The following is a 24,120-nucleotide window of genomic DNA, read 5'->3' on the forward strand; positions in this document are numbered from 1 at the left end:
TACCTGCTTTACCTGGACAATGACAGTCGGGCCGATTCCCGGCGTTGCCCAAGAATTTCGCAAGAAGACAAGTTCCCCAAGAGCCACAAAAGAAGGTAGGACACCGTGAACCCGGTAATCAAAAAATTCCAGTTCGGTCAGTCGACCGTTACCCTCGAGACTGGCCGTATCGCCCGTCAGGCCTCCGGCGCAGTATTGGTCACCGTTGACGACGACGTCAGCGTATTGGTGACTGTGGTCGGCGCCAAGCAAGCCGATCCAGGCAAGGGCTTCTTCCCTCTGTCTGTTCACTACCAGGAAAAAACTTACGCTGCCGGTAAGATCCCTGGCGGTTTCTTCAAGCGTGAAGGCCGTCCTTCCGAGAAAGAAACCCTGACTTCCCGACTGATCGACCGTCCGATCCGTCCGCTGTTCCCAGAAGGCTTCATGAACGAAGTGCAGGTTGTCTGCACCGTCGTTTCCACCAGCAAGAAGACCGATCCGGACATCGCTGCGATGATCGGTACCTCGGCTGCACTGGCCATCTCCGGCATTCCTTTCGATGGCCCGATCGGCGCTGCCCGCGTTGCGTTCCACGAAAGCACCGGCTACCTGCTGAACCCGACTTACGAACAACAGAAAGCTTCGAGCCTGGACATGGTCGTTGCCGGTACTTCGGAAGCCGTGCTGATGGTTGAATCGGAAGCCAAAGAGCTGACCGAAGACCAGATGCTGGGCGCGGTACTGTTTGCTCACGACGAGTTCCAGGTGGTGATCAACGCCGTTAAAGAACTGGCCGCTGAAGCTGCCAAGCCAACCTGGACCTGGGCTCCACAGCCAGAAGCCACTGCTTTGCTGGGCGCTATCCGTGCCGAGTTCGGCGACGCGATCTCCCAGGCTTACACCATCACCATCAAGGCCGACCGTTACGCTCGCCTGGGTGAGTTGAAGGACCAGGTTGTTGCCAAGCTGTCGGGTGAAGAAGGTCAGCCTTCCTCCAGCGAAGTCAAAGCTGCTTTCGGCGAAATCGAATACCGCACCGTTCGCGAAAACATCGTAAACGGCAAGCCACGTATCGACGGTCGCGACACCAAGACCGTACGTCCGCTGAACATCGAAGTCGGTGTTCTGCCGAAGACTCACGGTTCGGCTCTGTTCACCCGTGGCGAAACTCAGGCTCTGGTTGTTGCAACTCTGGGCACCGCCCGTGACGCACAACTGCTGGACACCCTGGAAGGCGAGAAAAAAGACCCGTTCATGCTGCACTACAACTTCCCTCCGTTCTCGGTAGGTGAGTGTGGCCGCATGGGTGGCGCTGGTCGTCGCGAAATCGGTCACGGCCGTCTGGCCCGTCGTTCGATTGCAGCCATGCTGCCTGCCGCCGACGTGTTCCCGTACACCATCCGTGTTGTATCGGAAATCACCGAGTCCAACGGTTCGAGCTCCATGGCTTCGGTCTGCGGCGCTTCCCTGGCTCTGATGGACGCCGGCGTTCCGATGAAGGCACCGGTTGCCGGTATCGCGATGGGTCTGGTTAAAGAAGGCGAGAAGTTCGCCGTCCTGACCGACATCCTGGGTGACGAAGACCACCTGGGCGACATGGACTTCAAAGTAGCCGGTACCGCCAAAGGTGTTACCGCGCTGCAGATGGACATCAAGATCAAAGGCATCACCGAAGAAATCATGGAGATCGCTCTGGGCCAAGCCCTGGAAGCGCGCCTGAACATCCTCGGTCAGATGAACCAGATCATTGGCCAGTCGCGTACCGAACTGTCGGAAAACGCTCCGACCATGATCGCGATGAAAATCGACACCGACAAAATCCGTGATGTCATCGGTAAAGGCGGCGCGACCATTCGTGCGATCTGTGAAGAGACCAAGGCTTCGATCGACATCGAAGACGACGGCTCGATCAAGATCTTCGGCGAAACCAAGGAAGCGGCTGAAGCTGCACGTCAGCGCGTTCTGGGCATCACCGCTGAAGCTGAAATCGGCAAGATCTACGTTGGTAAGGTTGAGCGCATCGTCGACTTCGGCGCATTCGTCAACATCCTGCCTGGCAAGGACGGTCTGGTTCACATCTCCATGTTGAGCGACGCTCGCGTTGAGAAAGTGACCGACATCCTGAAAGAAGGCCAGGAAGTGGAAGTACTGGTACTGGACGTGGACAACCGCGGCCGTATCAAGCTGTCCATCAAAGACGTAGCAGCAGCCAAGGCTTCGGGCGTTTAATCACTCCCCACGCCTGACCGCTTCAACGTTATAAAAAATGCCCCGCAGTGAAAGCTGCGGGGCATTTTTTTGCCTGCAAAAAAATGAGACGAGTCATGAAGTTGCCTGACCCCAAAGTCAGTGCTAGGTTTAGCCCACTGCCCGTGTAGCTCAGTTGGTAGAGCAGCGCACTCGTAACGCGAAGGTCGCAGGTTCGATTCCTGTCTCGGGCACGAGCGACACGTTGTTTTCAGATGATCCCGAATGGTTCTGAAGGCCAGACAAACCGGGCTTCAAACGGTTTTTTGCGTCAGAGAGATCCTTGATGATCCAGATCCATCTTCCATTCCCCAGATCAAAGAGAACGCCATGACCGTTAAAGAATTGACCCAAGAAGCCAGACACGCAGAAGCGCTGAAGAAGTACTTGCTGGAATCGCCTCAGCTAGCCGAAGAGATCAAGGACTTGCCCGCCGACGATCAGAAAGACCAGATCCAGTGGGCGTTCGAAGACGAGGCAGAGTCTCAGGGATTGCAGCCGTGGGAACTGACGCTCAAGTACACCTCAACCCCTGAAGAGTTCGAGGCTGCGCGCCTTGTTCTGCACAAGGAGGCTGCCGAGGTGTTGGGTGTCGAGTGGGAAGAGTACTGCGAGATGAATAATCTGGTGGTCTGATAAAAACGCCAGCCTCACGGGGCTGGCGTTTTTCATTCATGCGGCGCTATCAAAGGCTCAGTCGCATCGACAGATCGACAGCCTTCACATCCTTGGTCATCGCACCAATCGAGATGTAATCCACCCCGGTCTCGGCGATCGGCAGCAGCGTGCTTTCGTTGATACCGCCGCTGGCTTCCAGTTTCGCCTTGCCTGCGTTCAGACGCACGGCTTCGCGCATGTCATCCAGACTCAACTCATCGAGCATGATGATGTCAGCTCCAGCCGCCAGGGCCTCCTTCAGCTCCTCCAGGCTTTCCACTTCGATCTCCACCGGTTTGCCCGGGGCAATCTTGTGCGCGGCTTTGATGGCCTCCGGGATGCCACCGCAGGCGGCAATATGGTTTTCCTTGATCAGGAAGGCGTCGTACAGGCCGATGCGGTGGTTATGGCACCCGCCGCAGGTCACGGCATACTTCTGCGCCAGACGCAGCCCCGGCAAGGTTTTACGGGTGTCGAGCAACTTCACCTGAGTCTCGGCAACGTAATCCGCCAGGTACTGCGCGCGTGTGGCCACGCCAGACAGCAACTGCAGGAAGTTCAGTGCACTGCGTTCGCCCGTCAGTAGCGAGCGCGCCGGGCCTTCGAGGTGGAATAGCACCTGATTGGGTTTCACCCGCTCGCCATCGCGCACCTCCCAGTGCACCGCAACACGTGGGTCCAGTTGCCGAAACACAGCATCAACCCAGGATGTGCCGCAGATGACGGCAGCGTCGCGGGTGATGATGGTGGCTTTGGCCAGGCGTTCGGCCGGGATCAGCTGTGCGGTGATGTCGCCGCTGCCGATGTCTTCGAGCAACGCACGGCGCACGTTGGCTTCGATTTCGGCGGTCAAATCGGCGAGACGTAGATTCGGCATAACGGACTCCACAAACAAAGTGGCCCGATTATAGGGGCATGGCGGCGGGCAACCCAAGGCATCAGAGGCGTTCCCATCGCTCTGAAACCTGCATTTGGTCGATTCGCCTGAGCAATCGGCACTAAGTCAGCGTCTGCCATAAGCGTCTATTTCAATGGGAAGCGCAGAGTCTGCTGGTAGAGGGGACATCTTTTGCAAGATAATCCGCCTTGCTTTTGACGTCATGGCTTTGACGTGGATTTGGATTGACGACTTCGAAGACTCACCTTTTCAGGAGGCCTGAATGCACAACGACGGGAATGTAGTGCCTTTGCACAAGGTCGCTACCGACCAGGCGACTCACTCGCCGCTCGCCCGCCTGCCTGTGATTCTGCTTCAGGTTCGCGACAAGGCCGCCCAACAGCTCAGGCATGGTTTGCAGGAACTGTTCGATAACGCCGACGACACGCTGTTCGAAATGGCCGACCGGGCCCGCAATGACGTCGAACAAAACCTCTTCTTCGAAGCCATGCGCGACTTGCGTCTCAAGCGTAAAAACATCGAACGCGGCTTTCTCGAACAATTCTTCGAGGCTTTTGTCAGCCTCACCCAGTACGACATCACTCAGTCTGCCTTGCCCCAGGCGTTGGCCTTCGACGCCTCGGTGGCGCTGCCCAATGACGACATGGAGCGCGGCGTGGCAGTGGAAGCGATGGTCAGCAAAGTGCTGAACCGCGACGGCTTCTCCCTGGACCAACTGACCGCCCGACTCAGCGCACTGCTGGGCAGGGAACTGCTCGACCAGCACAATCCCATGGGGCCGGCGATGCTCTGCGAGTACTTTATGCAGGCCGGGCGCAACTTGGGGGTGGAGATCAAGGTCAAGCTGATCATCCTCAAACTGTTCGAACGCTATGTGCTCAGGGATTCCAATCAGCTCTACGCCGAAGCCAATCAGTTGCTGGCCGCCACCGGCGTTCTGCCTGACCTTAAGCCCGCCCCTGCGCGTCGGGTCACGGATCGTGCGACTGCCGGCGTTGGTACTGAACCCGCACAGGCCAACACTCGCGTCGGTGGCCCGCCGATCGACGACAGCGTGCAGGAAGTCTTCGCGGCGTTGCAGGAGTTGCTGTTTCACGTGCGTGGCAGTGTCGCGCCAACTCTCGAAGCCAGTGCCCAGACCCAGCCGATTTCCACCCGTGACCTGATGCGGCTGCTCTCGCACTTGCAGCAATATGTGCCGGCGCCGGCAGCCCAGGACGACTTCGATCTGCGAAACCAGCTCGAACAGCTACTGACTCGGGTCAGCGTCAAAAGTGGCAAGTCACGCGTGGTCGGGGTGGCTGACGAAGACGTGATCAACCTGATCGCCATGCTCTTCGAATGCATCCTCGATGACCGCAACCTGCCGGACTCGCTCAAGGCGTTGATCGGCCGTTTGCAGATCCCGATGCTGAAAGTGGCGGTGCTCGACAAGAGCTTCTTCAGCCGCAGCAGTCACCCGGCCCGACGCCTGCTCAATGAAATCGCCACCGCAGCCATGGGCTGGGGTGAGTGCGATGACCATGAGCGCGACAGCCTGTATCTGCGCATCGAGCAAGTGGTGCAACGGTTGCTGAACGATTTTGTCGATGATCCGGCGGTCTTTTCCGAATTGCTCGCGGATTTTCTCGCCTTCACCAGCGACGAGCGGCGTCGCAGTGAGCTGCTGGAGCAACGTACCCGTGACGCCGAAGAAGGCCGCGCCAGGACTGAACTGGCCCGTCAGCGCGTCGAACAGGTGCTGAATCAGGCCCTGTTGGGCAAAGTATTGCCGCAGCGGGTGGTGGTGTTTGTCCAGGAAGCGTGGAGCCAGGTGCTGCTGCTGACCTGTCTCAAGCACGGCGATCAGTCGGCCGAATGGCACGCCGATGTGCGGTCCATGGAGCAATTGATCTGGAGCGTGCAGCGTCATGATGAATTCGATGCGAGCCTGCGCTTGTTGGCGCTGGTGCCTGGATTGCTCAAGTCGTTGCGCGACGGGCTGAGCAGTTCGGCCTTCGATCCGTTCGCCACCAGCGAATTTTTCAGTGAGCTGGAAGCCTTGCACGTTCAGCTGTTCGAACGTCCAGGGCAAAAGCTTGAGCAGTCTGCCGATACACCGGTAATGGTCGAAGTGCTGCAAGAAATCGTCCTGCGAACCGCCGACGAAGGGCCGGTCGATACGGCGCCAGTACGCTTGCCGGAGGACGATGCCGGTCTGCTTCAGGTCGATCAACTGCGGTTGGGGTGCTGGGTCGAGTTTCAGGAAGACGAGGAAAACACCCTTCGCTGCAAGCTGGCGGCGATCATTGAAGCCACCGGCAAGTACATTTTCGTCAATCGCACCGGGATGAAAGTGCTGGAGCGCAGCCGCACCGGTCTGGCGCTGGAGTTCCGTCGTGGCGCGGTGCGCGCGCTGGACGACACCTTGCTGTTCGATCGGGCGCTGGAGTCGGTGATCGGCAACCTGCGGCGTCTCAATCACGGCAAGTGATCGCGTCCCGAGGGTCTATCGCGGCATACTGGGCGCCTACACAGTCGTCGTTGAAGGAACCTGTATGCAGTTGGACCCCGCGAGCGGTTGGTGTCAGGGCGTAGATATTTGTCCCTCGCCCAACTTCAATGCGCGCCCCTCGGGCGAAATTTCCCTGCTGGTGATCCACAACATCAGTTTGCCGCCTGCGCAATTCGCCACCGGCAAGGTGCAGGAATTTTTCCAGAATCGTCTGGATGTCACGGAGCATCCCTACTTTGAAGGGATCGCCGACCTGCGTGTGTCCGCGCACTTTCTGATCGAACGTGACGGCACCGTCACTCAGTTTGTCTCTTGTCTTGAGCGTGCCTGGCATGCCGGTGTCTCGAGTTTCGAGGGGCGGGAAACCTGTAACGATTTTTCCGTGGGCATCGAACTTGAAGGCACGGATGAACTGCCGTTCACCGACGCTCAGTATCAAGCGTTGACGACCCTGACCCGGCAGCTGCAAAACGCCTTCACGGCCATCACCGCACAGCGCATTTGCGGGCATAGCGACATCGCACCCGGGCGTAAAACCGATCCGGGGCCAGCGTTCGACTGGGCACGCTATCGCGCCGCCCTGGCAAAAGAGGAACAACAATGAGTTTTCTGGTGTTGCTGTTGGCGGTCTGGATCGAGAAGTTCTCGGCCCTGCGTCATCGGATTCAGCGCGATGGTGGATGGGTTCGCGAGCTGAACAAGCTTGAGGTCAGTCCGCGTCTGGCGAAAAGTCCGTGGCTGATTTTGCTGATCCTGGTGTTGTTGCCAGTGGCACTGCTGGGGTTGCTGCTGTTGGTGCTGGACCCGGTGGCTTACGGTCTGCTGGCGTTGCCGGTGCACCTGCTGGTGGTGATTTACAGTCTCGGCCGCGGTGATCTGCTGGCCGGTCTCGGGCCGTTTCGCGATGCCTGGCGCCGAGAAGACCTGCAAGCGGCCGCTCATGTGGCGGACCGCGATGTGGGTATCTGCGCCGATAGCGGCGAACAACTGCTGGAACGGGTCGAAGGGCATCTGCTGTGGGAGGCTTATCAGAGCTTTTTCGCGGTGATTTTCTGGTACTTCCTGCTGGGTCCGGTCGCGGCCCTGAGCTATCGACTGCTGGCCCTGGCCGAAGAACACGGGCAGAACCCGGCCGTGGTCGAGCGCGCGGCAAAACTGCGTCATGCGTTCGACTGGGTGCCGGTGCGTTTGTTGGCGGCAAGTTTTGCGTTGGTCGGCAATTTTGTCGCGGTCGGCCGGGTGATGTTGCACGAACTGCTGAACTGGAACATCAGCGCCGCCCAATTGATCGAGAAGGTCGGGCTGGTGGCGGGTGAAATTCCGGCACCGGTGGTCGGGCCTGACGGCATCAACAGCCTCGACCGGATCTGGGAACTGCTGCTGCGCGCGGCGGTGCTCTGGTACGCCGGTTTTGCGTTGTGGACCGTCCTTCCTTGAGTACACCAATCCTGTAGCAGCTGGCGCAGCCTGCGTTCGGCTGCGCAGCAGTCGCCAACTTAGTCACCGCGGTTTGTCAGGCTCACCGCGTAATCAGGGTTTACGACTGCTGCGCAGCCGAACGCAGGCTGCGCCAGCTGCTACCAGTCCGCGTGAATCCCTCCGTTAACCTTAAGTTACAAAACCTCCCGCCGATTTAAGCTATACAGAGACAGCGCCGAATAGTGGCTATCTGCTCTCGACCCGCGCCTGCCAATAAAAATAAGAAATCAAAGGGAGACTTCCAGTGAAGAGCTTGCTCTATCCCGCCGTCGCGCTGATGAACCGCCTGAGCTTCGGCATGAAGTTCAGCCTGATCAGCGTGCTGTTCCTTGTGCCGATGTTGGTGACCAACTTTTATCTGGTGCGCGATTCTTATCGAGAATTCCAGGGCACCCGGGTCGAACTGCAAAGCCTCGACCTGCTGGGCAGCAGCCTGACGTTACGGCGCGATCTGGAAACCCTGAACAACCTGGTGCAGATTAACGTCACCCTCGGTCAGTCCGGCAAGGCCGGCAATGTCGAGTCGCAGGTCAGTACCCTGGGGCAAAGTGTGCTGACCCGTTTGCAAGGGCTGACAGCGATGACCGCTGACCCCGAGCAGATCACGGTTTTCGATGCCAAACGCGATGAAATGATCGCCGCGTTCAAGGCCCAGCAAGCGGAAAACTCCCTGCAAAGCAAAAGCGCGATGATCGGCAAGTTGCTCGGCAACGCGCAAATTTTCAGCCAGATCATCGCCAGTCAGGCCGGCCTCAGTCGCGACACTCAGAGCGACATGCGCCAGCTGAGCGAACTCATCACCAATGTCACCCCTCCCGTGACCCAGCTTCTGGGCGAAGGTCGGGCGATGGGCTCTTTTTCGCTGGGGCAGGGTTTTCTCAACTCGGCATCGAGTACCCGTTTTGATGAATTGCTAGCGCAGATCGAAAAACTGCAGGCCGAATATGCCCTGAAGTTGCAGGACGCGCTGGGTTCCAGCAAAGCGGCACGGGAAACCCTGGCCGCTCAGGCCGATAGCAGCAAGGCGTCGTTGAAAAAAGCCAGTGAACTGTTCGAAGAGCAGGTGGTAATGGCCGACACGCTCGATGCGCCGTGGCAGGGCTTTTACGATCAGGTCACGGGCCTGATGGACCAGACGTACCAACTCAACGAAGCCACGTTGAAGTTTCTCGGCACCCAGTTGCAACAGCGACTGGAGCAGAACCGCACCCACATGGTCTTGCAGGCCGTGGCGCTGTCGGTGGTGTTTGTATTGATTTTCTACCTCTACGGCGGCTTCTACGCCTCGACCCGCACCACCCTCAAGCGTCTTGGCGCGGTGATGGACAAGGTCGCGGCCGGCGACATGACGGTGACTTTCAGCGCCAATAGCCGCGATGAACTGGGCGAGTTGGGTGAGGTGTTCAACGGCACCGTGAAGAAAATCCATGACCTGATCGAGCGGGTCGGCCAGACCGTCAGTGAGGTCGAGCGCCAGGCCGGGCAGGTGGAGAACGTTTCCGCCCAGAGCAACCAGGCGGTGGCGGGGCAGCGCACGCAGATCGAGCAGGTCGCCACGGCCATGAACCAGATGTCGGCCACGTCCCTTGAGGTGGCACGCAGTGCCGCAGCAGCGGTCAGCAGCGCCCATAGCGTCAATGACGAGACCATCAGCGGTCGTGGGCTAGTGGAGTCCCAGCAGGGCAGCATCGCAGCACTGGCCAGTGAGATCGATCAGTCGGTGCTGGTGATCAATCAATTGGCCAGCGACAGCCAGTCCATCAGCCGCGTGCTGGAGGTGATCAAGAGCATCGCCGAACAGACCAACCTCTTGGCGCTCAACGCGGCCATCGAAGCCGCTCGGGCCGGTGAGCAGGGGCGTGGTTTTGCGGTGGTGGCGGACGAGGTCCGGACACTGGCCAAGCGCACCCAGCAATCGACCGAGGAAATCGAGCAGATGATCGCCAAGCTGCACAGCGGTGTCGGCGCTGCGGTGAAGGCGATGGGGACCAGTCATCAGATGGCCAACGGCACGGTGGGGCAGTCGGAAAAGGTTCAGCAAGCGCTGGAAAACATCCTCGGTGCCGTCGGCATGATCGTCGATCAGAACCAGCAAATCGCCGCCGCGGTAGAGCAGCAGACCGCCGTGGCTCACGACATCGACCAGAATATTGTCGAAATCAACCGCGCCGGTGAGCGTACTGCCGAAGGTGCACACCAGACCGAGGACGCCAGTCGCGCGTTGTCGGCCCAGGTGGTGGAGTTGAAGCAGCTGATCAGCGCGTTCCGGGTCTGAGCATGATCGTTCCCACGCTCTGCGTGGGAATGCAGCCCGGGACGCTCCGCGTCCCAAAAGTCGTGACGCAGAGCGTCACAGGAGGCGTTACCACGCAGAGCGTGGGAACGATCGGTGACTAACGCCAGTTGAACAGCTCACAAGCATTGGCGGTGCTGGCGGTGGCCAATTGCTCGGGGCTGATCGCCATGATCCCGGCCAGTGCCGAGCAGATCGCCGGCAGATGCGCCGGGCTGTTGCGTTGGCCGGGGAACATGGCGGGCGCCATGTCCGGCGAATCGGTTTCCAGTACCACCGATTCAAGCGGCAATTCGGCAAGCACACGATGCATGCGTAACGCCTGAGGCCAGGTCGCGGCACCGCCCAGGCCCAGTTTGAAACCGAGCTTGATGTATTCGCGGGCTTCTTCTTTGCTGCCGGCGAAGGCATGAATGATCCCCGCGCGTTTCAAGCGAAACCGTTTAAGCGTGGCAATCACCGCCGCATGGCTGCGTCGCACATGAATCAGCGCCGGAAGATTGAAGTCCGCCGCCAGTTGCAGCTGCGCATCGAACAGTGCCTGTTGGCGTTCACGGTCCAGGGTTTCGATAAAGTAATCCAGACCGATCTCGCCCACCGCGCACAACTGCCGATGACCCGCCAGCCGGGTCAGCCAATTACCCAGTTCGTGTAAATCTTCAGGGCGATGATCATCCAGATACACCGGATGCAAACCGAACGCCGCATGCAGGTCGGGATCGCTCTGCACCAGATCCCAGACTCGCTGCCAATTACCCTGATAAACCCCCAGCACCACCATCCGCCGCACGTAGAGGGCGCGGCTCTCGGCCAACAGCGCCGTGCGATCCTCGTCGAAGTCCGGAAAATCCAGATGAGTGTGGCTGTCGATCAGCTCCACGGTTCAGTCCTGGCGAATACGCTGCTTGAAGGTCCGCGCGATGGCCTGCACGCCGGGTCGGTAATCCGATTGCTCGATGGCGGCCAAGGCCAGTTCCAGAGCCTTGTCGGCGATAAGCTGATGCTGCTGGGCCATGGCGTTGACCGGCAGCGGCAGGAAATCCAGCAACTGCGTATCGCCGAAAGTGCCGAGTCGCAGCGGGCGGGTTTTGAGCGGGAAGTCGTGCAAGGCATCGAATACGCCCTGAAGCAGCACGTAGGACGTGGTCACCAGCGCATCCGGCAAATGGCCCAGACGCTGTAGCAGTTCTTCCATCAACTGTTTGCCGCATTCACGGCTGAACGACTCGCCGTGTTCGATCAGCACCTCGCCTTTGAACCCGTCCAAAGCGTCTTTGAAACCGCCCGCCCGCTCCTGGCTGATGCTCAGTTCGGGGCGTGCGCCGATCAGTGCGATCTGCTTGGGCAGCGGGTCCAGTAGACTGCGGGTCAGTTGCAGGCTGGCCTCGCGGTCATCACTGATCACTGAACAGAAATGCTCAGGCTCCATGACCCGGTCGATCGCGATGATCGGAATGCCCTTGGCCTGCAATTGGCGATAGCTGTCATCGCCGGCCGGCAGGCAACTGGCAACGATCAATGCATCGCAGCGCCGGGCCCGGAACAGTTTCAGCAATTGCCGTTCGCTGTCCGGCGCATCGTCGGAACTGGCGATCAGCAGCTGATAGCCGCGAGCGCGGGCGCCTTGTTCCAGCAGTTTGGCGATTCGCGCGTAACTGGGGTTTTCCAGGTCCGGCAGAATGAAACCCAAGGTGCGGGTATGCCGGCTGCGCAGCCCGGCAGCCTGGGGGTTGGGTGTAAAGCCATGTTGTTCGACGACCGCGCGCACGCGCTCGACGGTGGCACTGCTGATACGTTGTTGTTCTGCCTTGCCATTGATGACATAGCTGGCGGTGGTAACGGACACACCGGCCAACTGGGCGATATCACTGAGTTTCAACCCGGGTTTTCCTTGTTTTTTCGAGCTTGCCTCGACATTTTCGCCAATCCTACCCGATTAAGGCAGACGACCATCGTCGCGACGCATCCGACAATTGGACTTCAAGGATGAGACATTATCGAGTAACGTGCCAATCATTCTAGATTAAACGTTTCAGCAAGCGTATTTTCTACGTTACAGGCTCCTTTGTCGGTTCTGCCGCGAAACCGCCAAAAGTTATGACTAAGAGCCTAAGCTGAATCATTCAAAACAATACCTGGCGTCAAAAGACGCCAAAAAGGAGAAAGCATGCTCGAGCTCACCATAGAGCAGATATCCATGGGCCAGTCGGCTGTGGATAAGTCCGCAGCGTTGCACCTGCTGGCGCAGCATCTGGTCGCCGATGGCCTGGTGGCCGAGGGTTATCTCGCCGGGTTGCAGGCGCGCGAAGCCCAGGGCTCGACCTTTCTCGGGCAAGGTATTGCCATCCCCCACGGTACGCCGGAAACCCGCGATCTGGTGTTTTCCACCGGCGTGCGGCTGATGCAGTTCCCTGAAGGCGTGGACTGGGGTGACGGTCAGATCGTCTATCTGGCGATTGGTATTGCAGCCAAATCCGACGAACACCTGCGTCTGTTGCAACTGCTGACCCGTGCCCTCGGTGAGACCGATCTGGGCCAGGCGCTGCGTCGCGCCAGTTCCGCCGAAGCCTTGTTGAAACTGTTGCAAGGCGCGCCGCAAGAACTGGCGCTGGATGCACAGATGATCGGCCTCGGTGTGTCCGCCGATGACTTCGAAGAGTTGGTCTGGCGTGGTGCACGTTTGCTGCGTCAGGCCGATTGTGTGAGCAATGGTTTCTCCGCCGTATTGCAACAAGTCGACGCGCTGCCATTGGGCGATGGCTTGTGGTGGTTGCACAGCGAGCAAACGGTCAAGCGTCCGGGCCTGGCCTTCGTCACGCCGGACAAACCCATGCGTTACCTCGGCCAGCCGCTCAGCGGTCTGTTCTGCCTGGCCAGTCTCGGTGAAGCCCATCAGGCCTTGCTCGAACGCCTTTGTGCGTTGCTGATCGAAGGTCGCGGCCACGAATTGGGCCGCGCCACCAGCAGCCGTAAAGTCCTCGAAGTCCTGGGCGGTGAGCTGCCGGCCGATTGGCCCAGCGCTCGCATCGCGCTGGCCAACGCCCACGGCTTGCACGCGCGTCCGGCGAAAATCCTCGCGCAACTGGCGAAGAGTTTTGAAGGCGAAATCCGCGTACGCATCGTCGATGGCCAGGACAGCGCGGTGTCGGTGAAGAGCTTGAGCAAACTGCTCAGCCTCGGCGCCCGTCGCGGTCAGGTGCTGGAATTTGTCGCCGAACCGAGCATCGCCGCCGATGCCTTGCCGGCCTTGCTGGCGGCCATCGAAGAAGGCCTCGGTGAAGAAGTCGAGCCGCTGCCCGCCGTGAGCCAACAACGCGAGGTGATCGCCGATGTGGCCGAGGTAATCCTCGCGCCAGCCTCCGGCAGCCTGGTTCAGGCCATCGCCGCCGCACCGGGCATCGCCATCGGCCCGGCGCACATTCAAGTGCTGCAAACCATCGATTACCCGCTGCGCGGTGAGTCTGCCGCGATAGAGCGCGAGCGTCTCCAACAAGCGTTGGCGGACGTGCGTCGCGACATCGAAGGCCTGATCGAACGCAGCAAGTCCAAGGCCATTCGCGAGATTTTCATCACTCACCAGGAAATGCTCGACGACCCGGAATTGACCGATGAAGTCGACACCCGTCTCAAACAGGGCGAAAGCGCCGAAGCGGCGTGGATGGCGGTGATTGAAGCGGCGGCCAAACAACAGGAATCGCTGCAGGACGCCTTGCTCGCCGAGCGCGCCGCCGACTTGCGTGATATCGGTCGTCGGGTATTGGCGCAACTGAGTGGCGTCGAAACCCCGAGCGAGCCTGAGCAACCGTACATTCTGGTGATGGACGAAGTCGGTCCGTCCGATGTCGCCCGCCTTGATCCGGCGCGCGTCGCCGGCATCCTCACTGCCCGTGGCGGCGCCACTGCACACAGTGCGATTGTCGCCCGAGCCCTCGGGATTCCGGCGCTGGTCGGCGCCGGCCCGGCCGTGTTGCTGCTGGCGCCGGGTACGCCGTTGCTGATTGATGGTCAGCGCGGCCGCCTGCACGTGGACGCCGACGCGGCGACCTTGCAGCGCGCCACCGAAGAGCGCGATACCCGCGAGCTACGTCTGAAAGCGGCCGCCGAACAACGCCATCAACCGGCACTGACCACTGACGGCCATGCAGTCGAAGTGTTCGCCAACATCGGCGAAAGCGCCGGCGTGACCAGCGCGGTGGAGCAGGGCGCCGAAGGTATTGGCCTGCTGCGTACCGAACTGATTTTCATGGCTCACTCGCAAGCGCCGGACGAGGCAACTCAGGAAGTCGAATACCGTCGCGTTCTCGACGGTCTGGCCGGTCGGCCGCTGGTGGTTCGTACTCTCGATGTCGGTGGCGACAAACCGCTGCCGTATTGGCCGATCGCCAAAGAAGAAAACCCGTTCCTCGGCGTGCGCGGTATTCGCCTGACCCTGCAACGTCCGCACATCATGGAAGCGCAGTTGCGCGCGTTGCTCCGTGCGGCGGACAACCGTCCACTGCGGATCATGTTCCCCATGGTCGGCAGCGTCGACGAGTGGCGCCAGGCGCGGGACATGACCGAACGTCTGCGTCTGGAAATTCCGGTTGCCGACCTGCAACTGGGGATCATGATTGAAGTGCCGTCGGCTGCATTGCTGGCGCCGGTGCTGGCCAAAGAGGTCGACTTCTTCAGCGTCGGCACCAATGACCTGACTCAATACACCCTGGCCATCGACCGTGGTCATCCGACCTTGTCGGCCCAGGCTGACGGCTTGCACCCGGCGGTGCTGCAACTGATCGACATCACCGTGCGTGCGGCGCATGCCCACGGCAAGTGGGTGGGCGTGTGCGGCGAGTTGGCGGCCGATCCGCTGGCGGTGCCGGTGCTGGTCGGTTTGGGTGTGGACGAACTCAGCGTCTCAGGTCGCAGTATTGCCGAGGTCAAGGCGCGGGTTCGCGAACTCAGCCTGGCGCAGACCAAAATCCTTGCCCAACAGGCCCTGGCCGTGGGCAGCGCAAATGAAGTGCGCGCACTAGTGGAGGCCCTGTAATGGCCAAGATCCTGACCCTGACCCTCAATCCGGCGCTGGACCTCACGGTCCAGTTGCCGCTGCTTACCCCCGGCCAAGTCAACCGTAGCGACGAGATGCACACGCATGCCGCCGGTAAAGGCGTGAACGTGGCACAAGTGCTGGCGGACCTCGGGCATCAGCTCACGCTCAGCGGCTTCCTCGGGGAGGACAACCTTCAAGCGTTCGAAACGCTGTTCGCCAAACGCGGGTTTATCGACGCGTTCATCCGTGTTCCGGGTGAGACGCGCAGCAACATCAAACTGGCGGAAAGCGATGGACGCATCACCGACATCAACGGTCCCGGACCCTTGGTGAGTGAAGCCGCGCAACAGGCATTACTTGATCGACTTGATCAAATTGCGCCCGGTCATGACGCGGTCGTCGTTGCCGGCAGCTTGCCTCAAGGCATCAGTCCTCAGTGGTTGCAGGCGTTGATTGTGCGTTTGAAAAATCTCGGTTTGAACGTGGCGCTGGACACCAGTGGTGAAGCCTTGCGGGCGGCGCTCAACGCCGGCCCATGGCTGATCAAGCCGAACACCGAAGAACTGGCTGATGTGCTGGGCTGCGAGGTGGTTTCGGTGGCTGCGCAAGCGCAAGCCGCGAGCCGTTTGCACGCTCAAGGCATCGAGCACGTGGTGATCTCCGACGGCGCCGATGGCGTGAACTGGTTCAGTGTCGGCTCGGCAATGCATGCCACGCCGCCCAAGGTCAGTGTCGTCAGCACCGTGGGCGCGGGCGATTCGTTACTGGCCGGCATGCTCCACGGTCTACTCAGCGCCGACACGCCCGAACAGACTTTGCGCACCGCCACGGCAATTGCCGCGATGGCGGTCACCCAGATCGGTTTCGGTATAGGCGACGCCACGCAGTTGGCGCGGCTCGAACAGGGCGTGCGCATGCGCTCCCTGACAGAACAATAAGAGGGTTTGTCATGAAGTTAGCCATTGTTACGGCCTGCCCGAACGGCATGGTCACCAGTGTGCTGTGCGCCCGTTTGCTCGATGCGGCGGCCCAGCGTCAGGGCTGGAGCACCAGCGTCGAAGTCAACGATGCCGCGCACCCTGAACGCCAATTGTCGGCGGCCACGATCGAGGCGGCCGAGTGGGTGTTGCTGGTGACCAGCGCGCCGGTGGATATGTCGCGATTCGTCGGCAAGCGGGTGTTCCAGAGTACCCCGGCGCAAGCCCTGCAAGATGTGGAAGCAGTGCTGCGTCGCGGTGCTGAAGAGGCTCAGGTTTACATCGCCCCCGAAGCCGTGGCCGAGCCTGCCGCCCTCGTGAAACATGCCCCGCGCCTGGTCGCGATTACCGCGTGCCCGACCGGCGTCGCTCACACCTTCATGGCCGCCGAAGCCTTGCAGCAAGCGGCCAAGCGTCTGGGTTACGACCTGCAAATCGAAACCCAGGGCTCGGTCGGTGCGCGCAATCCGCTGAGTGCAGCGGCAATTGCCGATGCGGACGTCGTGCTGCTGGCCTGTGATATCGAAGTCGCCACCGAGCGTTTTGCCGGCAAGAAGATTTACCGTTGCGGCACTGGCATTGCGCTCAAACAAGCTGAAGCGACGCTGAATAAAGCGTTGGCCGAAGGCACGCAGGAAACCGCTTCGAGCGGTGCCAAAGGCCCGGCCAAGCAAGAGAAAAGTGGCGTGTACAAACACCTGCTGACCGGCGTGTCGTTCATGTTGCCGATGGTGGTGGCGGGCGGTTTGATGATTGCCTTGTCGTTCGTGTTCGGCATCACTGCTTTCAAGGAACCCGGCACGCTCGCGGCAGCCCTGATGCAGATCGGCGGCGAGACCGCGTTCAAGCTGATGGTGCCGCTGCTGGCGGGTTACATCGCCTACTCGATCGCCGACCGTCCGGGCCTGGCGCCGGGGATGATTGGTGGTCTGCTGGCAAGCACCTTGGGCGCCGGTTTTATCGGCGGGATCATTGCCGGCTTCATCGCCGGTTACGCGGCGCAGGCGATCAACCGTTATGCGCGCTTGCCGCAAAGTCTTGAGGCGCTGAAACCGATCCTGATCATCCCGTTGCTGGCGAGTCTGTTCACCGGTCTGGTGATGATCTACGTGGTCGGCAAGCCGGTGGCCGGGATGCTCGAAGCCCTCACGCATTTCCTCGACAGCATGGGCACCACCAACGCGATTCTGCTCGGTGTGTTGCTGGGCGGGATGATGTGCGTCGACCTTGGCGGGCCGATCAACAAAGCCGCGTATGCGTTCTCGGTGGGGCTGCTGGCGTCACAAAGTTATGCACCGATGGCCGCGACCATGGCGGCCGGCATGGTGCCGCCGATTGGGCTTGGCATCGCCACGTTTATTGCGCGGCGCAAATTTGCCCAGACCGAACGCGAGGCCGGTAAAGCGGCGTTGGTATTGGGGCTGTGCTTTATCTCTGAAGGCGCGATTCCGTTTGCCGCGAAAGACCCTCTGCGGGTGATCCCGGCGAGCATTGCCGGGGGGGCGCTGACCGGTGCGTTGTCGATGTATTTCGGCTGCAAACTGATGGCGCCGCACGGCGGGTTGTTCGTACTGGCGATCCCGAATGCGATCAACCATGCGCTGTTGTATCTGCTGGCGATTGTGGCCGGGAGTCTGTTGACGGCGGTGGTTTATGCGGTGGTCAAGCGGCCGGAGACGGTTGAGCTGGCTCTCGAACCAGCCAAGGCCTGACATCTGACCTTTGTGGGAGCGAGCCTGCTCGCGAAAGCGGTCTGACAGTCAGCATATTTGTTGAATGTTAAATCGTCTTCGCGAGCAGGCTCGCTCCCACAGGAGGTTGCGTTTTCACACGGACGTCATGCGTACATGCTTAAGTTTTCCTTTTCAGGGAGAACACCATGAGCGAATTCGACCTCGGCCGCCGTCGTGTCATACAAGCCGTCGGCGCCGGGCTGTTGTTGCCAGGCCTGGCGCCGGCGGTGATTGCTTCGGTCAAGGATCGTCCGCAACTCACCGATGGCGTGCAGTCCGGCGACCTGCTGGGCGATCGGGCGATGATCTGGAGCCGTTGCGATCGCCCGGCGCGAATGGTGGTGGAGTGGGACACCCGTAGTCTGTTCACCAACCCCCGTCGTTTTGTCTCGCCATTAGCCGATTCCAATACCGATTTCACTGCCCGCGTCGAACTCACTGGCCTGCCCGCCGACCAGGCGATTTTCTACCGCGTGCACTTCGAAGACGCCCAGAGCGGCGTCGCCAGCGAGCCCTGGTTCGGCCATCTGCGCAGCGTGCCGCAAACCCGTCGCGACATCCGTTTCGTCTGGAGCGGCGACACCGCCGGCCAGGGCTTCGGCATCAACCCGGACATCGGCGGCATGCGCATCTACGATGCCATGCGTTTGCGCCTGCCAGACTTCTTTATCAACAGCGGCGACACCATCTACGCCGACGGCCCCGTACCTGCGCAGCTCACCACAGAGAGCGGCCGCGTGTGGCGCAACATCACCACGGAAGCCAAGAGCAAAGTCGCCGAAACCCTCGACGACTATCGCGGCAATTACCGCTACAACCTGATGGACGAAAACATCCGCCGCTTCAACGCCGAGGTCCCGCAGATCTGGCAGTGGGACGATCATGAAGTGGTGAACAACTGGTCGCCGGGCAAGCCGTTGGATGAGCGCTACAAGAGCAAAGATATCCACAGCCTGGTCAGTCGCGCGCGTCAGGCCTGGCTCGAATACGCACCGATGCGATTGCAGAGTGCCGATGGCGGCGGGCGGATTTATCGCAAGCTCGGTTATGGGCCATTGCTTGATGTGTTCGTGCTCGACATGCGCAGCTATCGCGGGGCCAACGACGCCAACCTCGGCGACGCAAAACCCTTCCTCGGCCGTGAACAGCTGGACTGGCTCAAGCGTGAATTGAAGGCCTCCAAGGCCCAGTGGAAAGTCATTGCTGCAGATATGCCGATTGGCCTCGGCGTATCGGATGGCGAAGTCAGCCCCGGTGTAATGCGCTGGGAAGCCGTGGCCAACGGTGATCCGGGACCGGCCCAGGGGCGTGAGCTGGAAATTGCCGAATTGTTGGGTTTTCTGCGGGCGCAGCAGGTGCGCAATTTTGTCTGGCTGACGGCGGATGTGCATTACTGCGCCGCGCACCATTACCATCCGGATCGTGCGGCGTTTCAGGATTTCGAACCGTTCTGGGAGTTTGTCGCCGGACCTTTGAATGCGGGGAGTTTCGGGCCTGATTCGCTGGATAAAACCTTTGGCCCGGAAGTGGTGTTCGAGAAAGCACCACCGGCACAGAACACCTCACCGTTTGCCGGGTTTCAGTTTTTTGGTGAGGTGAATATTGATGGGCAGACGGGGGAGATGAGTGTGGTGTTGCGGGATTTGGATGGGGTTGGGGTGTTTGAGCAGAAGTTGCAGCCAGTCTGAAATCGACCCCTCACCCCAGCCCTCTCCCCAGAGGGGAGAGGGGGAAAGGGAGCCGATCTTCATCGTATCCAAACCTGAGTTCGACTCGATTTTTCAGGTCGATGTATAACGTGAGACACCTCGGTCAGTCCCCTCGCCCCTTGGGGAGAGGGCTAGGGTGAGGGGGCGATGTTCGATCCGCAGCAAACCTCAGGATCTGCTCAAGCACTTCACTCATCCGCTCAATTACCTCCAGATTGCTAAACCGCACAACCTCAATACCTTGCTGCTGAAGGTAAAGCGTTCGACGCTGGTCATGTATTTTTGCCGCCGTCTCGTAATGCTGACCACCATCCAGTTCGATGGCCAACTTCAGTTCCACGCAATAAAAATTCAGGATGTACGGCGGGCATGGAAACTGCCGACGGAATTTCAGATTGGCGATTTGCCGAGAACGAAGTTTTTGCCAGAGCAGCAGTTCGCAGTCAGTTTGGTGGGTGCGCAGGTGGCGGGCGAATTGGCGCTGGTTGAGGGTGGGGCGGGTGGGCATGCTTCACGTCCGTGTGAAGGGGGATGGAGGTTTTACTGTAGCCGAGGTTTTGCGATTCATCTTGAAATCGACCCCTCACCCCAGCCCTCTCCCCACGGGGGAGAGGGGGAAAGGGAGCAGACCTGAACTGGCCTAATAATTCCGGACACCTCTTAAGGGCGATATGATTTCGCCAACTTGGAGGTTCCATGAACGAAAGAAAGGTCTATTCCCGCGAGTTCAAACTGCGTGCTGCCAGCATGGTGCTCGATGATAACTGCCCGGTTCCAGATGTGTGTGCATCTCTGGATATCGGGCCGACCGCGTTGCGGCGGTGGGTTGAGCAGGTTCGCAAGGAGCGCGAAGGACAGCCAGTCAAAGGTACCAAGGCGATTACCGAGGATCAGCGTGAGATCCAGGAGCTGAAAGCCAAAATCAAGCGGATGGAGCTGGAGGCAGAGATCTTAAAAAAGGCTACCGCTCTCTTGATGTCGGATCCCGCTCGTTTTCGATGATTGCGGAGCTGAGAGAGTTGTTTCCGACTGCCACTTTATGTCGTGTGTTTGGAGTCAGGCGCAGCAGTTTTTATGAGTGGATTCAGCGACGCTCACAGCCCAAGGTCAGACGGGAGGAGCTCAAGGCGCAGGTGGTCAGGTTGCACGCTGAAAGCCGTGAGAGCATGGGGTCGCGAATGATGTCCAAACGTCTGAAGGCCGAGAAGTTGCCGGTGGGCAGAAGCCTTGCTGCGGCCTTGATGAAGGAAGCCTGCATCGTCAGTAAACAGCGCCAACCTCATCCATTCAGATCCAAAGGGGTGGAGGCATTTGTGGCGCCGAATCGGCTTGAACGTAACTTCACGCCCAACACCGTCAATCAGGTGTGGTGCGGCGACGTCACGAGCCTGATGGTCGGTAAACGCTGGTTCCATCTGGCAATCGTGATCGACCTGTATGCGCGCCGTGTCGTTGGCTGGGCGTTTTCTCTGGTCAATGACGCAAACCTGGTCAGCAAAGCCCTGCGTATGGCGGCCGATCTTCGGTCGTGGGAATCTGGGCTGATGTTTCACTCTGATCAAGGCTGCCAATACACCAGTCGAAGATTCCAGAATGAACTGCAGCGATATGAAATCGAACAGAGCATGAGTCACCGCGGGCAATGTTGGGACAATGCGCCGACTGAGCGCTTCTTCGGAACCTTGAAATCGGAGTGGGTGCCGGGCAAAGGCTATGACACAACAGAAGAAGCGCAAACCGATATCGTGCGCTTCTTCATGTATTACAACCGCACAAGGCTCCACAGCTACAACGGTTACCTATCACCGATAGCTATGGAGCAAAAGGCAGCATAAACACCGTAACCGGTGTCCGGAATTACTTGACCAGTTCAACCGGGGGCCTTTCAGAACCTGAGTTCGACTCGATTTTTCAGGTCGATGTAACTCTAAGAACAACTCGGTCAGTCCCCTCTCCCTACGGGCGGTCCGACGTTTCGGGAGGGCTAGGGTGAGGGGCTCTTTCAGTAGACGTCACGCCGATACCGGCCTTGCTCGATCAGGCGATCAACCTCCGCAATCCCAAGCACTTCGTTGAGCACGTGATCCACCCCCGACGCCATCCCTTGCAAGCTGCCGCAGATGTAAATGACCGCACCCTCGGCCAGCCATTTTTTCAACTCGCCCGCCGACTCGCGCAGTAGATCCTGCACATAAATCTTATCGGCCTGATCTCGGGAAAACGCCAGGTCCAACCGCTCCAGATCCCCCGAAATCAACCATTCTTCCAGCTCATCGCGACACAGATAGTCATGCTCGCGATTGCGTTCGCCGAACAACAGCCAATGACGTTGCTGCCCATCGGCGATCCGCGCCTTGAGCAAACTGCGCAGCCCGGCCAGGCCGGTGCCGTTGCCCAGCAGGATCATCGGCACTGGCTCGGTCGGCAGGTGGAAACCGCTGTTGCGCCGCACGCGCAAACTGATGGTGCCGCCCACTGGGACGTGTTCGGTCAACCAGCCGGAGCCGACGCCCAGGCTGCCGTCGGGATGCAGTTCCTGGCGCACGATCAGTTCGAGGATGCCATCGGCGGCGATCGAGGCGATGGAGTATTCGCGCATGGCCAGGGGCACCAGCGCATCCACCAGCGCTTGGGCATGCAGGCCGACCAAGTGAGTTCTGTTTTCCGGCAGTTGTCGACTGGCGAGGGCTTGCTCCAGCGGTTGCGACAGGCCATCGAGCGCAACCGTGGCCCGACCGTCAATGCCCAGGCCATCGAGGAAATGTTCGATCGCCCATGGACAATTGCGCGGCAACACTTCCACCAGGTCACCGGCCAGCCAACTGCTGGTGGTGGGGGCGGTGAGGCCCAGTAGGTACACACCAGAACCCGTGCTGTCAGGGTTGAGCAGTTCGCGGCGGGTCAGGTTCCAGTTGTCGTAGCTTGGCGCTTGCCAGGTGTCCACGGGCGCCTGTCCGGTCAGCAGGCCCAGTTGCTGCTGCCAGTGACGCAAGGCGTAAGGGTCGCCGCTGTCGACCTCCACCGGGGCGAACAGGGTCTTGCCGCCGTGCTCGCCCAGCCACGAGTGCAGGCGTCGAGCGAAACCGCAGAAGTGTTGATACTGCCGATCGCCAAGGCCGAGCACGGCGTAGTTTAGGCTTTCCAGGCTCGACGTCCGGCCCAGCACTTTGCGTTCGAAGCTGCGGGCACTGTCCGGTGCTTCGCCGTCGCCAAAGGTGCTGACCACGAACAACGCATTGCTGGATTCACGCAAGTCTTGCTCGCTGACGTCCGCCAGCGGCTGAACCTTCACCGGCACGCCGGCAGCCTGCAATTGCCCGGCGGTCTGCCACGCCAGTTGCTCGGCAAACCCGCTTTGGCTGGCGAAGCCGATCAACCAGGCTGGCGTATTGCTGCCTGTTTGCGCGAAATCTTTGCGCGCGTCCTTGATCTGCTTTTTCTTGCGTCGACGATCGAGGTACAGCAACCAGCCCGTGACAAAGAACAGCGGCATGGTCAGCGCGCTGAGGGTCAGAATAATCCGCCCGACGATGCCGAAGTAGCTGCCGACATGCAGCGCATAAATGCTGGTCAGCAGTTGCGCCTTGAGGCTCTTGTCGCTGTAGCGGTCATGCCGTTTGACGGTGCCGGTCGCCGGATCGAGGGTGATCTGGTTCAGCGCGCGGTCGTGGGGCGAGGTGTTCAGCAGGTAGAACACGGTGGCCGGTTGTCCGGCCACTGCCGGCATACGAATGTTGTAGGCGCTGAGTGCCGGACCGGCTGCGCTATAGATGCTGCTCCACATCAGCGCGTAATCGGCCGTCGGCGCCGGGCCACTTGGCGCAGGGCCGCGACCGCCGCGAACGCGCTCGTTCTGCGGTGAGTCGGAAAGCAATCGGGTCAGGCCCTTGTTGTACCACTCGTAGGACCAGGACAGCCCGGTGAGCGCTGCCAAGAGGTAAAACACCAGGCACCAGGTGCCGGCGACGGAGTGCAAATCCCAGTTGAAGCTGCGGCCCTTTTTCTTCCAGTCGAGGGTCAGCCAGGCGCGCCAGCTTTTCCACTGGCGCGGCCAGCGCAGGTAAAGGCCGGACAGACAGAAGAACACCAGAATCAGCGTACAGGCACCGGTGATTTGCCGACCGCTATCGCCCATGGCGAGGAAACGGTGCAGTTGCAGCATCAGGCCGAAGAAATCCTGGCCGATGGCGTCGCCCATGAACTCGGCGGTGTACGGGTCGAAGTAGCGCATCTGCCCACGGCGTTCGCCCGGTGGCGGAGTGAAGATCACCCGCGCGGCGTTGCCGCTGTCGGTCTCGACCCAGAGCATCGAGACTTTTTTGCCCGAGGCGCCCTCGATTTTCTCCACCAGTTCGACGGGCGGCAGGACGCCGGCGACCTGCTTCTCGACCTGCAGCACAGAAGGGTTCAGCGCGCGCAGGATTTCATCCTGAAACGACACCGTCGCCCCGGTGATGCCCATCAGGGCCAGGACCAGTCCGGCGCTGATGCCGAAAAACCAGTGCAACTGGAACAGGGTTTTCTTCAACACGTCACTCGCCTTGTTCGTTCGAAAATAATGATCACGGCGCGCATTATGCCGTGGGCTGTCGAGAAACATTCTTTTTTACGCACAAAAG

General features: G+C 60.1%; 17 protein-coding genes and 1 tRNA gene. 13 read left to right on the forward strand and 5 right to left on the reverse strand.

The features are described 5' to 3' along the window. Positions 1 to 105 precede the first annotated feature (105 nt). From pnp to ACMXYI_RS10865, 3 genes are all read left to right on the forward strand, one after another. Entirely contained in the window at positions 106 to 2,211 is a 2,106-nt protein-coding gene (pnp, locus tag ACMXYI_RS10855) for a polyribonucleotide nucleotidyltransferase (protein ID WP_010463478.1), read from the forward strand. Between the two features lie 139 nt (positions 2,212 to 2,350). Beyond that, positions 2,351 to 2,423 (forward strand) — tRNA-Thr (locus tag ACMXYI_RS10860). Between the two features lie 136 nt (positions 2,424 to 2,559). Next, positions 2,560 to 2,865, forward strand: a complete 306-nt coding sequence (locus ACMXYI_RS10865) for a DUF6388 family protein (RefSeq protein WP_046046051.1) — start codon at positions 2,560 to 2,562, stop codon at positions 2,863 to 2,865. Between the two features lie 49 nt (positions 2,866 to 2,914). Here the strand turns inward: ACMXYI_RS10865 and nadC are convergent, their stop codons facing one another. Further along, the gene (gene nadC, locus ACMXYI_RS10870; protein WP_415773207.1) at positions 2,915 to 3,763 is read right to left on the reverse strand and encodes a carboxylating nicotinate-nucleotide diphosphorylase; all 849 of its coding nucleotides are present in this window, start codon (positions 3,761 to 3,763) and stop codon (positions 2,915 to 2,917) included. A gap of 283 nt (positions 3,764 to 4,046) precedes the next feature. Here nadC and ACMXYI_RS10875 point away from each other — a divergent pair, with 283 nt between their 5' ends. From ACMXYI_RS10875 to ACMXYI_RS10890, 4 genes are all read left to right on the forward strand, one after another. Then, complete coding sequence (locus ACMXYI_RS10875) at positions 4,047 to 6,257, forward strand: DUF1631 domain-containing protein (protein WP_415773208.1); 2,211 nt, start codon at positions 4,047 to 4,049, stop codon at positions 6,255 to 6,257. Between the two features lie 64 nt (positions 6,258 to 6,321). Beyond that, the gene (gene ampD / locus ACMXYI_RS10880) at positions 6,322 to 6,882 is read left to right on the forward strand and encodes a 1,6-anhydro-N-acetylmuramyl-L-alanine amidase AmpD (RefSeq protein WP_415773209.1); all 561 of its coding nucleotides are present in this window, start codon (positions 6,322 to 6,324) and stop codon (positions 6,880 to 6,882) included. Beyond that, positions 6,879 to 7,715 carry a regulatory signaling modulator protein AmpE gene (ampE, locus tag ACMXYI_RS10885; protein WP_415773210.1) on the forward strand — a complete coding sequence of 279 codons (837 nt, stop codon included), beginning with the start codon at positions 6,879 to 6,881 and terminating at the stop codon, positions 7,713 to 7,715. Before ampD ends, ampE begins: the two co-directional genes overlap by 4 nt. Positions 7,716 to 8,001: 286 nt before the next feature. Continuing rightward, positions 8,002 to 10,032, forward strand: coding sequence for a methyl-accepting chemotaxis protein (locus ACMXYI_RS10890; RefSeq protein ID WP_415773211.1), 2,031 nt, complete (start codon positions 8,002 to 8,004; stop codon positions 10,030 to 10,032). A 118-nt stretch (positions 10,033 to 10,150) separates the two neighbouring features. Here ACMXYI_RS10890 and ACMXYI_RS10895 read toward each other — a convergent pair whose 3' ends face one another. Beyond that, the gene (locus ACMXYI_RS10895; protein ID WP_415773212.1) at positions 10,151 to 10,930 is read right to left on the reverse strand and encodes a TatD family hydrolase; all 780 of its coding nucleotides are present in this window, start codon (positions 10,928 to 10,930) and stop codon (positions 10,151 to 10,153) included. A gap of 3 nt (positions 10,931 to 10,933) precedes the next feature. Further along, on the reverse strand, positions 10,934 to 11,929 hold the full coding sequence (gene cra, locus ACMXYI_RS10900; RefSeq protein ID WP_046045803.1) for a catabolite repressor/activator: 996 nt from the start codon (positions 11,927 to 11,929) through the stop codon (positions 10,934 to 10,936). Positions 11,930 to 12,217: 288 nt separating this feature from the next. Here cra and ptsP point away from each other — a divergent pair, with 288 nt between their 5' ends. From ptsP to ACMXYI_RS10920, 4 genes are all read left to right on the forward strand, one after another. Beyond that, complete coding sequence (ptsP, locus tag ACMXYI_RS10905) at positions 12,218 to 15,079, forward strand: phosphoenolpyruvate--protein phosphotransferase (protein WP_415773213.1); 2,862 nt, start codon at positions 12,218 to 12,220, stop codon at positions 15,077 to 15,079. Continuing rightward, positions 15,079 to 16,020, forward strand: coding sequence for a 1-phosphofructokinase (gene pfkB / locus ACMXYI_RS10910; protein WP_415773214.1), 942 nt, complete (start codon positions 15,079 to 15,081; stop codon positions 16,018 to 16,020). Before ptsP ends, pfkB begins: the two co-directional genes overlap by 1 nt. 11 nt (positions 16,021 to 16,031) lie before the next feature. After that, positions 16,032 to 17,771, forward strand: coding sequence for a PTS fructose-like transporter subunit IIB (locus ACMXYI_RS10915; protein ID WP_415773215.1), 1,740 nt, complete (start codon positions 16,032 to 16,034; stop codon positions 17,769 to 17,771). Positions 17,772 to 17,938: 167 nt separating this feature from the next. After that, positions 17,939 to 19,480, forward strand: a complete 1,542-nt coding sequence (locus tag ACMXYI_RS10920) for an alkaline phosphatase D family protein (RefSeq protein WP_415773216.1) — start codon at positions 17,939 to 17,941, stop codon at positions 19,478 to 19,480. A 124-nt stretch (positions 19,481 to 19,604) separates the two neighbouring features. On the opposite strand, the gene ACMXYI_RS10925 is transcribed toward ACMXYI_RS10920, so the two are convergent. After that, on the reverse strand, positions 19,605 to 20,009 hold the full coding sequence (locus ACMXYI_RS10925; RefSeq protein ID WP_415773217.1) for an endonuclease domain-containing protein: 405 nt from the start codon (positions 20,007 to 20,009) through the stop codon (positions 19,605 to 19,607). A 188-nt stretch (positions 20,010 to 20,197) separates the two neighbouring features. Between ACMXYI_RS10925 and ACMXYI_RS10930 the strand changes: the two genes are divergently transcribed. Together ACMXYI_RS10930 and ACMXYI_RS10935 are read left to right on the forward strand one after the other, a co-directional pair. Next, complete coding sequence (locus tag ACMXYI_RS10930; protein ID WP_415772263.1) at positions 20,198 to 20,503, forward strand: transposase; 306 nt, start codon at positions 20,198 to 20,200, stop codon at positions 20,501 to 20,503. Then, positions 20,500 to 21,336 carry an IS3 family transposase gene (locus ACMXYI_RS10935; protein ID WP_415773104.1) on the forward strand — a complete coding sequence of 279 codons (837 nt, stop codon included), beginning with the start codon at positions 20,500 to 20,502 and terminating at the stop codon, positions 21,334 to 21,336. Before ACMXYI_RS10930 ends, ACMXYI_RS10935 begins: the two co-directional genes overlap by 4 nt. Before the next feature lie 167 nt (positions 21,337 to 21,503). Here ACMXYI_RS10935 and ACMXYI_RS10940 read toward each other — a convergent pair whose 3' ends face one another. Next, the gene (locus ACMXYI_RS10940) at positions 21,504 to 24,032 is read right to left on the reverse strand and encodes a PepSY domain-containing protein (RefSeq protein WP_415773218.1); all 2,529 of its coding nucleotides are present in this window, start codon (positions 24,030 to 24,032) and stop codon (positions 21,504 to 21,506) included. Between the last annotated feature and the right edge of the window lie 88 nt (positions 24,033 to 24,120).

Origin of the sequence: Pseudomonas lyxosi, from assembly GCF_047758685.1 — a bacterium.
Classification (GTDB): Bacteria; Pseudomonadota; Gammaproteobacteria; order Pseudomonadales; family Pseudomonadaceae; genus Aquipseudomonas; species Aquipseudomonas lyxosi.

Coding starts and splice junctions, on each gene's coding strand:
- ACMXYI_RS10865 (WP_046046051.1), top strand. CDS start 2,560: ATGACCGTTAAAGAATTGACCCAAGAAGCCAGACACGCAGAAGCGCTG.
- nadC (WP_415773207.1), bottom strand. CDS start 3,763: ATGCCGAATCTACGTCTCGCCGATTTGACCGCCGAAATCGAAGCCAAC.
- ACMXYI_RS10875 (WP_415773208.1), top strand. CDS start 4,047: ATGCACAACGACGGGAATGTAGTGCCTTTGCACAAGGTCGCTACCGAC.
- ampD (WP_415773209.1), top strand. CDS start 6,322: ATGCAGTTGGACCCCGCGAGCGGTTGGTGTCAGGGCGTAGATATTTGT.
- ampE (WP_415773210.1), top strand. CDS start 6,879: ATGAGTTTTCTGGTGTTGCTGTTGGCGGTCTGGATCGAGAAGTTCTCG.
- ptsP (WP_415773213.1), top strand. CDS start 12,218: ATGCTCGAGCTCACCATAGAGCAGATATCCATGGGCCAGTCGGCTGTG.
- pfkB (WP_415773214.1), top strand. CDS start 15,079: ATGGCCAAGATCCTGACCCTGACCCTCAATCCGGCGCTGGACCTCACG.
- ACMXYI_RS10915 (WP_415773215.1), top strand. CDS start 16,032: ATGAAGTTAGCCATTGTTACGGCCTGCCCGAACGGCATGGTCACCAGT.
- ACMXYI_RS10920 (WP_415773216.1), top strand. CDS start 17,939: ATGAGCGAATTCGACCTCGGCCGCCGTCGTGTCATACAAGCCGTCGGC.
- ACMXYI_RS10925 (WP_415773217.1), bottom strand. CDS start 20,009: ATGCCCACCCGCCCCACCCTCAACCAGCGCCAATTCGCCCGCCACCTG.
- ACMXYI_RS10930 (WP_415772263.1), top strand. CDS start 20,198: ATGAACGAAAGAAAGGTCTATTCCCGCGAGTTCAAACTGCGTGCTGCC.
- ACMXYI_RS10935 (WP_415773104.1), top strand. CDS start 20,500: ATGATTGCGGAGCTGAGAGAGTTGTTTCCGACTGCCACTTTATGTCGT.